Genomic DNA, 14479 nt, shown 5'->3' with positions numbered 1-14479 from the left:
GTCATTCGTTGTAGAGCTTGTCGGCCACCGCGCGGATGGTGCGCGTGATGTGGTCGAGGGAGCGCAGGGTCTCGGTGTCGAGGTGGTCCAGGATGCGCCGATAGTGTTCGAACCCGGAGTCCTGGATCTCCTCGATCAGGGCGGTGCCTGCGGGGGAGAGCTCGGCGCGGCGGACGCGGCGGTCGTGGGGGTCCTCGTGGCGGGTGACGAGGCCGTGGGCGACGAGCCGATCGACGAGCCCGGTGACGGTGCCGAGACTGACGCCGAGGTGGTGCGCGAGCTCCTGGCCGGAGGCGGAGCCGTTGAGGGCCAGGAGCATGATGACGTGGAGTTGTCGCATGGTCAGGTTGGAGGTGAACAGCGGGGACTGATGCTGCTGGGCGAACAGCCGCCCCATGCCACGCTGTGTTTCGCTGATTCGACGGATCAGGTCTTCGCGTTCGTCGCTCACACTCACCTCTCGCTTCCTGAGAAGGTTATCAGGAAAGCTCAATCTGTCTAAATATTCGTTCAAGGCGAAGTGTTAGTCTGGGGCGAACTCTTGGAGGGGACGCCTATGACCGCATTCGCCCGGTTGAGCCTGGTCAACCGCAGCCTCGTGATATTGCTCGCGCTCGTGCTCAGCGCGTTCGGCGCGTTCACGATTCCGCAGTTGAAGCAGCAGTTGCTGCCGTCTTTGAGCTTCCCTGGCGCGTTCGTGGTCGCGGCGTATCCGGGTGCCTCGCCCGAGATCGTCGAGGACCAGGTGACGAAGCCGATCGAGGACTCGTTCCAGGGTCTGGACGGCATGGAGCAGATGACCTCGACGTCGAAGGAGGGCCTGGCGCAGATCCAGGTGGCCTTCGAGTACGGCACGGACGTCGAGTCCTCGCTGAACAAGATGCAGCAGGCCATCACCCGCGTCTCCCTCCCGGATGGGGTGGATCCGCAGGTCGTGGCGGGCAACACCGACGACATCCCGGTGGTGGTGCTCGCGGTGGGCGATGGCGGCGACGAGCGGGCGATGGCCGACAAGCTGCGCCGGATCATGGTGCCGGAGCTGCAGAGCGTGGAGGGCGTACGGGAGGCGTCGGTCACGGGCACCCGTGACGAGGTCGTCACGATCGAGCCGGACACCAAGAAGATGGCGAAGGCCGGCGTGTCGGCCTCGCAGATCCCCGATGTGCTGAAGGCGAACGGCACGCCGATCCCGGCGGGCACCCTGACCGCTGACGGCAAGTCCCTCACGGTGCAGGTGGGTGCGCGGGTCGACTCGGTGGCCAAGCTGAAGGACCTGTACCTGACCCCGGCGCAGCCGGCGGCCACCCAGCAGCAGCAGCCGAGCCAGGCCCAGGCCCGCCCGCAGACCGGGCAGCCCGGCCGGCCCGGCCAGTCCCCGGCGGCCCTCGCGCAGCAGCAGGCGCCCAAGCCCAAGCCGCTCAAGCCGGTCAAGCTGGGCGATGTCGCCGAGATCAAGCAGGGGCTGGCGGACGCGACGACGATCACCCGTACGGACGGCAAGACGAGCCTGGGCGTGTCGGTGACGATGGTGCCCGACGGCAACGCGGTGTCGATCTCGCACGACATCCGGGAGAAGCTGCCCGAGCTGACCAGGTCGCTGGGCGACAGCTCGGACACGGCGGTGTCGGTGGTGTTCGACCAGGCGCCGTACGTGGAGGAGTCGATCCGGAGCCTGACCACGGAGGGCCTGCTGGGCCTGGCGTTCGCGGTGCTGGTCATCCTGGTGTTCCTGCTGTCGGTGCGTTCGACGCTGGTGACGGCGGTGTCGATCCCGCTGTCGGTGGTGATCGCGCTGATCGTGTTGTGGGCGGGCGACTATTCGCTGAACATGCTGACCCTGGGCGCGCTGACGATCGCGGTGGGCCGGGTGGTCGACGACTCCATCGTGGTGCTGGAGAACATCAAGCGACATCTCGCGTACGGCGAGGCCAAGCTGCAGGCGATCCTGACGGCGGTGCGCGAGGTGTCAGGCGCGGTGACGGCCTCGACGCTGACGACGGTGGCGGTGTTCGCGCCGATCGCGATCGTGGGCGGCATGGTGGGCGAGCTGTTCAGCCCGTTCGCGATCACGGTGGCGGTGGCGCTGCTGGCCTCGCTGGTCGTGTCGCTGACGGTGGTGCCGGTGCTGGCGTACTGGTTCCTGAAGGCGCCGGACCTGACGCCGGAGCAGGCGCGCAAGCAGCGCGAGGAGGCCGAGGCCAAGGAGCTGCGCTCGCCGCTGCAGCGGGCCTACCTGCCGGTGCTGCGGTTCGCGACCCGGTTCAAGCTGGTGACGATCCTCATCGGCGTGGCGGTGTTCATCGGCACGATGGGCCTGGCCGGCGGGCTGCAGACGAACTTCCTGGACTCCTCGGGCCAGAACACGATCTCCCTGTCGCAGAAGATGCCGGTCGGTACGGACCTGGCGACCACGGACAAGGCCGCCCAGCAGGTCGAGGGCGTGCTGAAGGACCTGGACGGCGTGGAGACGTACCAGGTGAACGTGGGTGGCGGCAACGCCATGCAGGGCGGCGCGGTCGGCGGTGGCGCGGACCGGGCGTCGTACTCGGTGACGGTCAAGGAGGGCGCCGACCCCGACAAGGTGCAGCAGGCGCTGCGCGAGCGGATCGACGGCCTGTCGGGCGTCGGCGAGGTCACGGTGGGCGGCGCCGGCGGGGGCGGGTTCTCCTCCGACACGATCGACGTGATCGTGCAGGCGCCCGACGCCGAGACGCTGCGTACGGCGACCGACACGGTCAAGACCGCGATGGGCGAGGTGTCGGGCCTCACCGAGGTGTCCTCCAACATGGAGACCAGCGCGCCGCGGGTCGAGGTCGCGGTGGACCGGCAGGAGGCCGCGGAGCGGGGCCTGTCGGAGGCACAGGTGGGGCAGGCGGTGGCGCAGGCCTTCCGCGGCGCGCCGCTGGGCCAGATCACCCTGGACGGCCGCTCCAGCGACCTGGTGCTGCGCGGCGCGGACGCGCCGGACGACATCAAGGCGATCAAGGACCTGAAGCTGCCGACGGCGGTGGGCATGATCAAGCTGTCGACGGTCGCGGACGTCAAGGAGGTGGCCGGGCCGACGCAGGTGACGCGGATCGACGGCGAGCGTTCGGCCACGGTGTCGGCCAAGGCGGCCGACTCCGGGAACCTGGGCGCCGTGACGCAGACGCTGACGACCAAGCTGAACGGCCTGTCGCTGTCCGCGGGCGCCACCTATGAGATCGGCGGCGCGTCGGCCCAGCAGTCGGACGCGTTCTCCGACCTGGGGCTGGCGATGCTGGCGGCGATCGCGATCGTCTTCCTGATCATGGTGGCGACGTTCCGCAGCTTCGTCCAGCCGCTGATCCTGCTGGTGTCGATCCCGTTCGCGGCCACGGGCGCGATCGGGCTGCTGGTCGCCACCGACACCGCCCTGGGTGTGCCGGCGCTGATCGGCATGCTGATGCTGATCGGCATCGTGGTGACCAACGCCATCGTGCTCATCGACCTGATCAACCAGTATCGCGAGCAGGGCATGGGCGTGGTGGAAGCGGTCATCGAGGGCGGGCGGCGCAGGCTGCGGCCGATCCTGATGACGGCGGTGGCCACGATCTGCGCGCTGACGCCGATGGCGCTGGGGGTGACCGGCTCCGGCGGGTTCATCTCGCAGCCGCTGGCGATCGTGGTGATCGGTGGTCTGATCAGCTCGACGCTGCTGACCCTGGTGCTGGTCCCGACGCTGTACACGATGGTGGAGCGGGCGAAGGAGCGGATGCGGCGCAAGCCGGCCGAGCCCAAGCACGAGGCGAAGGTCCTCACCCCGACCTCCTGACAGAGGCGGCGCCGTTTGCCCGGTGGGGTCACCGCACCCCGCCGGGCAAACGGCTTTCCAATCATCTGTCGAAGCCTCAAGGGTGCGGGCGGTGGCCGGGCCTGTCGCTACGGGTGAGCGCACACGCCTTCAGCCTGACTGCACTGTCGCGGACTGCTCGCGGAATTGGCGCGGCGGCAGGCCGTAGGCGTTGCGGAAGGCCTGGCTGAAATGCGCGGCGTTGGTGAATCCCCATCGGGCTGCGATCGCGTTGATCGGGCGGGTGGCCAGCTGGGGGTCGGCGAGATCGCGCCGGCATTGTTCCAGGCGGCGTTCACGGATCCAGCCGGCGACCGTGTGTCCCTCCTGCTGGAACAGTTTGTGCAGGTAGCGCAGGGAAATGTGGTGGGCGGCGGCGATCGCGTCCGGGTTCAGATGGGGGTCGCCAAGGTGGTCCCGGATGAAGGCGTGGATCTGGGCCATCATCGCGCGCCGCCGGTTGTGGGGTGGCACCCCGTTCTCGGCGTCGAGCACGTTCGCCAGCACCAGGGTCAGCACATCGAGGGTGAGGGTGGACAGCCGGGAGGTCTCCACCGGACTGAGGTCGGGCATGTGCCGGGCGAGTTGCAGCAGGAACTGTGACGACAGCGCACCGATGGCCTGGGTGCCGGGGATGCGCATGGCACTGAGGCGCCGCAGGTCCTGGGAAGGCAACGGCAGCAGCGAGCGGTGGAAGTGCAGGATCATCACCCGGCTCACCGGAATATGCGCCGCATGCTCGACCTGGTAGGGACGCGAGGTGTCGACCAGGACCAGATCCCCCGGGCCGAGATCCGTGCGCCGGCCGTTCTGCGTCACCGTGCTGCCGCCGCTGACGGTGCAGGCCAGCTCGAACAATTCAGGGTCGGCCCGCCGGATGAGCCTGGGTGTGCGGTGGGCCGAATGCGGCACTACGGTCGCCAGCGTCGCCTGCACCGGGCCGAACTCGCTGAAACCGACGTGCGCCCGGAATCCGCTCTCCATCCGCGGGTCGCAGCGTAAGTCGTAGGGCACGTGGAGCTTTGAGTTCATCTCCCGCCAGTAGGCGAACCGCTCTTCCGCCGGGATCTCGGCGGTGCTGATCACGTCCATATTCCCCACCACAGGATCGGGGGCACGGGCCGGATCAGCATTGCTCGGGCGAGGTCGCCGACGCAACCTGTTACCCGCCCGACCAGGTCACCGCCTCGGTCGTGCGGATGGGCACGGCCGTCGTGGTCGCCGCCGCCCGCGGTGTCGTCTCGCCGGGGACGGCGCTCGCTCCCACTGCCTGCCCGGGGCGGCCGGCTGTCAATGGTCCTGTACGGGGTGCAGGCCGCTCTCCGGGAGGCTCGAGAACGCGATCGGAGAGGAGGGCGGATATGGGGGTGCCGACCGGATCATGACCGGAGCTCTACCGCTGAGCTTTGCGCGCCAAAAGGCGCGCAGCGGGGACTTGAACCCTGCGACCGCCGGTGCCGGAGATAACCGAACGACTTCGACCCGCCCTCCCCTGATCGTCAGCTTTACCGGAGGCACGGATATGGGGCTCCGGCCGGGTGCCCAACCGATCTGGGCGCCGGCCGCACGAGAGAGCGGCCGGAAGGAGTCGAACCTCAGGTAACCGACCAGATTCGACCCGTGCCCTCACCGAACCACACCGGTGGCCGCCGAGCTGAGAACGAGTACGGATATGAGAAGCGCACCGGATGTGATCTTTTTTGCAGAAAGAGATAACCGATGCAGTTCGACCCGTACTCGCACCAGGCCCAACGGATGTGAGGGACCAGCGAGGTAAGACGCTAGCGCACTCGCCGGCGGGTCTCGATCGATTTTCGTGCGATCGTGATCACCCGTCGGAGAGCGCGGCGTAACGGCAGCACACCCTCATGGCTTCGCCGGGTGGCGGTGCAACGGGGCCGCGACCGTGAATGACGATCGCTAGGGTTGGTCGTCATGGCGCTGCTGTCTCACCTCGACCGTTTCAACAAGCGGCACCCGTGGAGCCACAACGACCACTACGGCGGCTGGGTCGTCGGCCAGGTGGCCGCGTCCGGGGCCGGCCACGTCCTTGACGTCGGGTGCGGCACGGGCAACCTCGTCGCCCTGCTCCGCAGCCGCGCCGCCACCGTCACCGGGCTCGAACCCGACCCCGCGACCGCCGGGGCCGCGGCGGAGCGCTTCGCCGACGACCCCGCGGTCACCATCGTCCAGAGCGACTTCGCCGGGCGTGACCCGCAGCGGCGCTGGGACGCCGTCACCCTCGTCGCCGTCCTGCACCATCTCCCGCTGGTGCCCACGCTGCGGGAACTGCGCGGCTGTCTCGCCCCGGGCGGTCGCCTCGTGGTCGTCGGCTGTTACCGCGAGGCGGGGCCCGCCGATCTGCTCGCGGCCCTGCCTGCCATGGTCGCCAACCCGATCATGGGGCTGGTCAAGCATCCTGCCCGCGCCGACGCGCCGCCCCCGCACATGACGGCGACCACCGCCGAGGCGCAGGAGACCCTGGCCGACATCAGGGCCGCGGCCGCGCAGGAGTTGCCCGGCGCCCGGGTCCGGCGTCGCCTGTTCTGGCGGTACACCCTGGTCTACGACGCTCCCGCCGAGGCCTGAGGGCTTGGGGAGCACTCAGCGGAGGAGATCGAGGTGGTGGGAGACCGGGCCCAGGGTGAGGAGGCCGCTGCCCGCTCCGGCCAGCTCCGCCGCCGCGGGTGCGAGTGCGGTGCGGGCGCGCGCCATGGTCTCCCTGTCGCCGACGGCCGCGGCGGCCCGTGCGACCAGGCACCACATGGCCTCCAAGAGCAGGTCGCGCGGTGGGTCGGGTACGTCACGCAGCTTCGCCGCAGCCTCGTGGCGGTGTCCGAGCCTGAGGAGGACCAGCGGGCGCGTCCACGGATCGTAGGGGCCGAAGTCGGCGCCGTCGTCGGCCGAGGTGGGTGAGGTGTGCCGCAGGCGCAGGCACAGAAGGGCGAGCGGCAGGAGACCGTGTTCCAGGCCGGGCATGCCGGCGCCGTCCAGGCGGGCGGCGGCGGATCGGTAGGCCGCCTCGACCTCCTGCGGCGGGGCCTGGCCGGTCGCGTCGAGGCGCAGCGCTCGATACCACTGGGTGAACACGCCCACCAGCGGCAGCTCGTGCTGCGCGGCCAGGTGATCGGCGGCGGTCGCGTGGGTGTCGGCTCCTTCGAAGTCCGCGAGCGCGCTGCGGGCTTGGAGGCGGATGAGGTGGCCCAGGACCTCGTAGGTGACCAGGCCGTGCCGGGCCGACAGCGCGATCAGCTCGGCGCCGATGGCGTCCCGGTCGGGCGCCAGGCCCGTACGGTGGAACGTCTGCATGAAGACGCCGTTGAGCGCGAACGCCAGCAGGCCCGGGTCGTCCAGGCGGCGGGCGAGCACCTCCGCCTCACGGGCGGCGATGGGGCCTCGTGCCGCGTTCGTGCCGCGGGACTCCAGGGCGATGGTGGCCAGCAGGCGGGCTCGCACCGCGTCACGGGCCCCCAGCGGGGAACGCGTCCCGTCAGCGGGGGCGGCAGCGCCGCTGCTCTCTGAGGCCGCGGTCGCATGCTCCGGGAGCGGCGCCGTGCCCGCTGGGACAGCGGTCATCTCCGCTGGGGTAGCGGTCGTGTCCGGTGGGAGGGTGGTGGCCGGGCTCGGGGTGCTCGGTGGGAGGGTCGTCGGGGTGCTCGGTGGGAGGGTGGCGAGGGTGCGTTCGGCGGCTGCGATCACGTGGCTTGCCTGGTCGGGGTCGTCGAGGCGGGTCCAGATCGCGGGTACGTCGTAGGCGCCGATGACGCGGGCCGTCAGCTCCACGTCCCCCAGTTCCTCGGCCGCCGCGATGGCCGCCACCCGGTGTTCGCGGGCCGCTCGCAGGCCGCCGCCACCCGTCACCGCGAGGTCGCGCATCAGCCCCACCGTCGACTCCAGCCGGGCGCGCGCACCCGACGGCACGCTGCGGTCGTAGGCGGCGGCAGCCCGTGCCCACACCGTGTCCGCCGGGCCCTGACGGCCGGGGGCGAGGTGAGGGGCGTGGTGGAGGATGTCCGCCTCCAGGCGGCTCAACCCGGGACCGGGGTCCACGCCCAGGTGCTCGACCAGCAGCTCCCGCGCCCGGCGCAGCACCGCGAGCGCGTCGCCCTGGCGGCCGGTACGGTACAGCGCCAGAGCGAGCAGCCGCCAGCCCTCCTCCCGCCAGGGGTGTTCGGCGACGTGGGCGTCCAGGTCGGGGACCGCCTCCCCGGCCAGTCCGAGGTCCAGGCGGGCCTCGGCCTGGCGTTCGACGGCGTGCAGCCGCAGCTCCGTCAGGCGGGAGCGTTCGGCACGGGCCCAGGGCTCGTCGGAGAAGTCGGCGTAGGCGGGCCCGCGCCACCATCCCAGCGCCTCCTCGACGCGGGGGAGCACGTCCGCGGGCGACCCGGAGGCGGTCACCGCCCGTTCGAAGCGCCAGGCGTCTACCGCGTCCGGTTCCGCGCGCAACGCGTACCCCGGCCCTTCGGTGACCAGCAGCCGGGCCGGGGACCTGGGCGGGCGCTGCGGCTCCAGCGCCCGGCGCAGCGCCGCCACGAATGTACGCAGCGCGCCGACCGCGTCCGGCGGCGGGTCCTCCCACAGGTCCGTCACCAGGTGGGCGACCGGTACGACGCGCCGCCGGGCGACGATGAGCCGGGCCAGCACCGCGCGATGGCGCGGCCCCTTCAAGGCGATCGGGTCCCCTGCCCCGTCCCAGGCGGCCACCGGCCCCAGCACGCCGAACGTCACCTGCACTGCCCCCGTCACCCCCTTCTACCGGTCATGCCGGCCGACCGATCCGTCGGCCGCCACCAGTGCCCCCGCTGGTGGCGGGCGTCCTTTTGCGCCTCGGTGCCGAGCGGGCGGGCAGGCGCCTGAGCGGGGCCCGGCCGTGCCTGCCACTGGCCGTGCCCGCCGCCGGTCTCGGGTGCCGCCGGCCTCAGGCGCCGCAGCCCGATGGCAAGCCTGGCACACCGGTAGCCCCACTCCACGCAGGGTCAGCCGGCCTCAGGTCACGGTAGCGCGCTGATCGGATGCTCATTCGCGCCCGGCACGCTGGATCCCTCCCCCACCGGAACAAACTGACCGAAAGAGAGGGCCATCGTGGTCATCGAAGGCTTCACCTATCACCGCGTCCCCGTCGCCGACGGCGTGTCGCTCAGCGCGGCCGTCGCGGGGGAGGGCAGCCCGATCGTGCTGCTGCACGGCTTCCCGCAGACGCACCTCATGTGGCGGCACGTCGCCGCCGACCTGGCTGCCGACCACACGGTCATCTGCCCCGACCTGCGTGGTTACGGCGCCAGCGACAAACCCGCCGAGACCGGACCCGGCACCTACGCCAAGCGGACCATGGCGGCCGACGTCGTGGCGCTGGCCCGGGCGTTCGGGCACGAGCGGTTCGCCCTGGCCGGGCACGATCGCGGAGCCCTGGTGGCCTTCCGCGCCGGGCTCGACCACCCGGCGGCGATCACCCATCTGGCCTGCCTGGACGTGCTGCCGACCGTGGACATGTGGGACGTGATGCGCGGGGCGTCGGCGGCGGTCGGCTTCCACCTCTACCTGATGGCGCAGCCGCCCGGGCTGCCGGAGGCGATGATCGCGGCCTGCCCGGACGTGTTCTTCGGCCACTTCCTCGACGCCTGGACGGGCGACGCGCAGGCGATCCCCGCCGAGGTACGTGCCGCGTACCTGGAGGCCTGCCGCGAGGCGATCCCCTCGATCGTGGCCGACTACCGCGCCTCGGCCGGCATCGACGCCGAGCACGACCGGGCCGACCGGGAGGCGGGCAGGCGCCTGGAGATGCCGGTGACGGTGCTGCAGCAGGACTGGGGCGCCGCCCTCGGCTACGACGCGGCGGCGCTGTGGCGGGCGTGGGCGCCGCGGCTGCGGCACGACACCGTCGGCCACGGCCACTTCATGGCCGAGGAGGCGCCTGCCGAGATCGCCAAGGCCCTGCGGGAGCTGCTCACCCGCTGATACGAGGCCCTGGGTGAGCTGGACGCGACCACAACACCCGGACCGGCTCGACCCGCTGACCGGCTCCGCTCGCTCCGGGCCCGAAAGCAATAGACTTCTATCGTTTTCAGGCCACGGTCGATCCCCCGAGGAGCTGGCATGAGCGAGCCTGTAACCCTGCCCCTGTACATGCGCCGGAACGCGTTCGACCCGGATCCCGAGGTCGCGGTGGCACGCGACAAGGACGGCGTCCGGCGGGAGAAGTCCCCGTTCGGCCTCGACGTCTGGATGGTCAGCCGCTTCGCCGACGTCAGGGAGGTGCTCGGGGACTCCGGGCGCTTCAGCAACGCCCAGCGCAACGTCTTCAGGGCCCCCGGCATGCCGAAGGCGAGCCCCGAGGAGATCGAGCGGTTCCGGGCGGGCAACCTGCTCGCCTTCGACCCTCCCGAGCACACCCGGCTGCGCCGGATGCTGACGCCCGAGTTCACCATGCGCCGGATGCGCCGCCTGGAGCCGCGCATCCGGGACATCGTCACCGAGCACCTGGACGCCATGGAGGCCGCCGGGCCGCCCGCCGACCTGGTCTCGGCCTTCGCCCTGCCGGTCCCGTCCCTGGTGATCTGCGAGCTGCTCGGCGTCCCGTACGCCGACCGGGGCGACTTCCAGCAGCGTACGGGGAAGATGCTCGACGTCTCGCTGCCCATCCAGGAGCGGGGCGCCGCCCAGCTCGAGTCGCGCGCCTACATGGCCGAGCTGGTCGCCCGCACCCGGACCGAGCCGGGCGAGGACCTGCTCGGCATGCTCGTACGCGAGCACGGCGACGATCTGAGCACCGACGAGCTGGCCGGCATCGCCTCGCTGCTCCTGCTGGCCGGCCACGAGACCACCTCCAACATGCTCGGCATCGGCACCCTGGCCCTGCTGCGCCACCCCGGACAGCTGGAGCTCCTCAGACGGGAGCCCGAGCGGATCAACGCCGCCGTGGAGGAGCTGCTGCGCTGGCTCAGCATCGTCCACACGGGCACGTTCAAGGTCGCCACCGCCGACACCGAGCTGGCCGGGCAGCCGATCGCGGCGGGTGACCTGGTGGTGTGCGCCCTGCCCGCGGCCAACCGCGACCCGGCCTACATCGCCGACCCCGACCGGCTCGACATCGGCCGCGGCGACATGGGGCACGTGGCCTTCGGCCACGGCGTGCACCACTGCCTGGGCGCGCCGCTGGCCAGGATGGAGATGCAGATCGCCTTCCCCGCCCTCTTCGAGCGCTTCCCAGGCCTGCGCGAGGCCGGGGAGCCGGCCGAGTTCCGCGCCTTCAACGTGGTGTACGGGCTGCGCTCGTTCCCGGTGGCCTGGTGATGGGCTGCTAACGTGACGGATCGTGCACGAGCAGGGACAGCGAGCCGACGCGCTGCGTAACTCGGACAAGATCGTCCGGGCCGCGATCGCGAGTCTGCGTGAGAGCGGTCCGGCGCTGTCCCTGGACGAGATCGCCCGGCGCGCCGGGATCGGGATCGCGACCGTCTACCGGAGGTTCGGCGACCGGGACGGGGTGATCAGGGCCGCGTTCCAGACGTACTTCGCCGAGGAGATCGAACCGCTCGCCCTGGCCGCGCGCGACGCCGACGACGCCGGGAGCGCGCTGACCGAGGCGCTGGCGGCCACCGTGGACACCCTGGCCGCCCACCACGGGCTGCTGCGGGCGGCCCGGGAGTCGGGCGCGTTCACGGTCGACATCGCCGAGCGGTTCATGGGGCCGCTGGGCGCCGTGCTGGCCAGGGCGCAGCGGGAGGGGCGGGTGCGGGCGGACCTGATGGTGCGCGACCTGGCGGCGATCGTCGTGATGGCCCTGGCGACCGTGCATCCGCGCGACCCCGAGCACGCCGATCCGCGCCGCTACCTGGCCCTGCTGCTGTCCGGCGTGCGGCCCTCGCCCGACGAGCTGCCCGTCCCCGGCTGCCCGTCCGCACGCCTCCGAAAGCCTCGCTGAGGGCAGGGGGATAGGTCGAACGAGGATGTTCTCGTGCGGGAGTATGGGGCGATGGATCCTGTACGGGATGGCGACCCTCGGCGGATAGGGCCGTACCGGCTGATCGGGCAGTTGGGCAGCGGCGGGATGGGCCGGGTCTTCCTGGGCCGCTCCCGCGGCGGCCGGGCGGTCGCGGTGAAGGTCGTGCACGCCGAACTGGCCGGCGACGCGGAGTTCCGGCGCCGGTTCGCCGCCGAGGTCGAGGCCGCCCGCCGGGTCGGCGGCTTCTACACCGCCGAGGTGGTCGACGCCGATGCCGATGCCGACCCGCCCTGGCTGGCCACCGCCTACATCCCCGGCCCCTCCCTGGCCGAGGCCGTCACGAGGCACGGGCCGCTGCCGCCCGCGGCGGTCCGGGTGCTGGGGGCGGGCCTGGCCGAGGGGCTGGCCGCGATCCACTCGACGGGCCTGGTCCACCGCGATCTCACCCACCGCAACGTGATCCTCGCCGACGACGGGCCGCGCGTCATCGACTTCGGCATCGCCAAGGCCCTCGACACCGTGCACTTCTCGACGCGCGTCATCGGCACGCCCGGATTCATGTCCCCCGAGCAGGCCCGGGCCGGCCAGATCGGCCCGGAGAGCGATGTGTTCTCCCTCGGCTGCGTCCTCGCCTACGCCGCCACCGGCACCGGACCGTTCGGCGGCGGCAGGGCCGACCTGGTCGTCTACCGGGTCGTCCACGAAGAGCCCGACCTCGGCGGCGTCCCCGCCGACCTCGTGCCGCTGCTGCGTGCCTGCCTGGCCAAGACCCCGGCCGACCGGCCCCGGCTGGATGACCTCCTCGACCGGCTGGAGGGGCCCGACGCCGTCACCCGCTGGCTCCCACCGGACGTCACCGCCATGATCACCGAACGGGGCACGGCGATCCGCACCCTGACCCCGCCCGGCGACCCCGAACCGCCGGAGCCCCCTGCGCGGGACGCCGGCGAGGCGGAACGCCCGGCGGCGGCGACCGAGCCCGGTGGCGGCACCGCGACCGCCGCGGCGACGCTGGCTCTGCTGTGCCTTCCGGGGCTGCTGGCCATGGTCTTCCAGGCCGCCGCACTCCTCATCGACCCCGGTCCGCCGGTCTGGTTGATGCTGGCGAACCTGATGGTGGGCGTGGCGGAGGCGGCCGTGCTCGCGACGGGAGCGCTGCTGCTGTTCCGGCGCCACGAGGCCGGGCGCTGGATGATCGCGGTGACCGGCGGCGCGGTGGCTCTGCACGGCATGAGCGCCAGCGCGCAGTACCTGCTGACAGGTGGACGGCTGACGCTGGAGACACCTGTCTCCGTGCTCATCTTCGTCATCGCCCCGCTGACCGCCTTGGCGGCGGCCGGCGCCATGCTCATGGCCCTGCTCCCGTCCACCGGCCGCTGGTGCCTGCGCTCAAACCGGGCGGAGGGTCCGGCGCGTCAGGCGTTGGGGCAGCGGGGCGGGGCCGTGCCGTAGGCGTACTGGAGGAAGTCGGTCAGCATCGCGGGCCAGGAGTTCCAGTCGTGGCCGCCCGTGCCGTAGCAGTAGCGGTGGCCGACGCCCAGGCCGGTCAGGGTCTGGTCGAAGACGCTCGCGTACGAGCCGAGGATGGCCTCGTTCACCGCGAGGGCGTTGGTGTTCGCCGGGGACGTGGTGCTGTAGGCGCACTCCGCAGGCGCGGGGCCGCTGCCGTCGCCGAGGATGTACTGGCCAGACGGGTCGCGTGGCAGCGACTGGCAGCCGCCCGCGTACAGGCCGAGCCTGCCGCTGAAGGGCGCGTACCTGCCCTGCGTCACGAGCACCGCCGGGTTGGCGGCGGGCCAGTCGAGGTCTCCGGAGGCGCTGGTGGTGTGCGGCCCGAACAGGGTGTCCAGCCGGTAGACGAGCTGTTGCTGCTGGTCGAGCACGGGCAGCCACCCGTCGTACTTGTTGACCCGGTACGGCCCCGGGTCCAGCACGGTGATCGCGGCCCCGGACTGCCACATGGAGTCGGAGACCGTCCGCTGGGCGGGCTTGCCGCGCAGGTCGATGCCCGGCGAGAAGGCGCCGATGACGGAGAACACGTCGGGGTGCGCGGCGGCGTACTTCAGCGTGCCGAACCCGCCCATCGACAGCCCCGCCAGGCCCCGCCCCGACCGGTTGGCGATCGTGTTGAAGTTGGCGTCGATCCAGGGGATGAGCTGCGAGATGTGGTACGTCTCCCACTTCGGCGCGAAATATCCGTCTGTACGCCCGGCCCAGTCGCTGTACCAGCCGGTCATGCCACCGGTCGGCATCACCACGATCCCGTCGTACGGGTGGCCGGGCGTGGTGCGGATCAGGGACACGAGGTCGGTCTTGGTCGTCCACTCGTCGTAGTCGTCGCCGCCGCCGTTGATGAGGTAGAGGGAGCGGTAGCGGGTGCTCCTGGCGGGGTCGTACCCCGGGGGCAGGTAGACGCGCACGCTGATCTCGTGGGCGAGCGGGTCGATCGCGGGGGTGCCGCCGGCCGCCTGGAAGATCGCCGTCGACGTCATGACGACGTCGCGCAGCTCGGAGCCGTCGTTCTGGAGATGTCGCTCGACCCGCACGCAGGTGATGCCGTGGCCGTCCGGCTGGGGGAGCGTGGTCGAGCACGTCTCGGCGTACGCCGTCGTCGCGGGCGCCACGAGCGCCGCGGCGAACAGGAGCACGGCGGCCAATCGTCGCATCGCATCTCCTCTACGGACCGTCCCGATCATGGCACCAGGCTTCGGCGGCGGCGTCAACAC

At 71.8% G+C, this 14479-nt stretch carries 10 protein-coding genes; 6 read left to right on the top strand and 4 right to left on the bottom strand.

The window, feature by feature from the left end:
• Position 1 precedes the first annotated feature (1 nt).
• Positions 2–397 (bottom strand): MarR family transcriptional regulator, encoded by a 396-nt coding sequence (locus AB0J87_RS24395; RefSeq protein ID WP_363968557.1) that lies wholly within the window; start codon positions 395–397, stop codon positions 2–4.
• 159 nt (positions 398–556) lie between these two features.
• Between AB0J87_RS24395 and AB0J87_RS24390 the strand changes: the two genes are divergently transcribed.
• Positions 557–3793, top strand: coding sequence for an efflux RND transporter permease subunit (locus AB0J87_RS24390; RefSeq protein ID WP_363968555.1), 3237 nt, complete (start codon positions 557–559; stop codon positions 3791–3793).
• Between the two features lie 129 nt (positions 3794–3922).
• Here the strand turns inward: AB0J87_RS24390 and AB0J87_RS24385 are convergent, their stop codons facing one another.
• Positions 3923–4903: a helix-turn-helix domain-containing protein gene (locus AB0J87_RS24385; protein WP_363968553.1), complete on the bottom strand. Its 981-nt coding sequence runs from the start codon at positions 4901–4903 to the stop codon at positions 3923–3925.
• Positions 4904–5746: 843 nt separating this feature from the next.
• Here AB0J87_RS24385 and AB0J87_RS24380 point away from each other — a divergent pair.
• Positions 5747–6400 carry a class I SAM-dependent methyltransferase gene (locus tag AB0J87_RS24380; protein WP_363968551.1) on the top strand — a complete coding sequence of 218 codons (654 nt, stop codon included), beginning with the start codon at positions 5747–5749 and terminating at the stop codon, positions 6398–6400.
• Between the two features lie 15 nt (positions 6401–6415).
• Here AB0J87_RS24380 and AB0J87_RS24375 read toward each other — a convergent pair whose 3' ends face one another.
• Positions 6416–8545, bottom strand: coding sequence for a BTAD domain-containing putative transcriptional regulator (locus AB0J87_RS24375; RefSeq protein WP_363969038.1), 2130 nt, complete (start codon positions 8543–8545; stop codon positions 6416–6418).
• 348 nt (positions 8546–8893) lie between these two features.
• Between AB0J87_RS24375 and AB0J87_RS24370 the strand changes: the two genes are divergently transcribed.
• The 4 genes from AB0J87_RS24370 to AB0J87_RS24355 all read left to right on the top strand — a co-directional run bounded on the left by AB0J87_RS24370 (position 8894) and on the right by AB0J87_RS24355 (position 13205).
• A complete protein-coding gene (locus AB0J87_RS24370; protein ID WP_363968549.1) occupies positions 8894–9766 on the top strand; it encodes an alpha/beta hydrolase in 873 nt (290 codons plus the stop codon).
• A gap of 138 nt (positions 9767–9904) precedes the next feature.
• Positions 9905–11101: a cytochrome P450 gene (locus AB0J87_RS24365; protein ID WP_363968547.1), complete on the top strand. Its 1197-nt coding sequence runs from the start codon at positions 9905–9907 to the stop codon at positions 11099–11101.
• A 22-nt stretch (positions 11102–11123) separates the two neighbouring features.
• On the top strand, positions 11124–11732 hold the full coding sequence (locus AB0J87_RS24360; protein ID WP_363968546.1) for a helix-turn-helix domain-containing protein: 609 nt from the start codon (positions 11124–11126) through the stop codon (positions 11730–11732).
• Positions 11733–11783: 51 nt separating this feature from the next.
• On the top strand, positions 11784–13205 hold the full coding sequence (locus AB0J87_RS24355) for a serine/threonine-protein kinase (RefSeq protein WP_363968544.1): 1422 nt from the start codon (positions 11784–11786) through the stop codon (positions 13203–13205).
• On the opposite strand, the gene AB0J87_RS24350 is transcribed toward AB0J87_RS24355, so the two are convergent.
• Positions 13169–14419: an alpha/beta hydrolase-fold protein gene (locus AB0J87_RS24350; protein ID WP_363968542.1), complete on the bottom strand. Its 1251-nt coding sequence runs from the start codon at positions 14417–14419 to the stop codon at positions 13169–13171. The two genes, AB0J87_RS24355 and AB0J87_RS24350, sit on opposite strands and share 37 nt — an antisense overlap.
• Positions 14420–14479: the final 60 nt, after the last annotated feature.

This window comes from Nonomuraea sp. NPDC049625, from assembly GCF_040675285.1.
GTDB classification, from domain to species: domain Bacteria; phylum Actinomycetota; class Actinomycetes; order Streptosporangiales; family Streptosporangiaceae; genus Nonomuraea; species Nonomuraea angiospora_A.
Note: the sequence above shows the minus strand (reverse complement) of the source record. Positions and strands in the feature narration are given on the sequence as shown.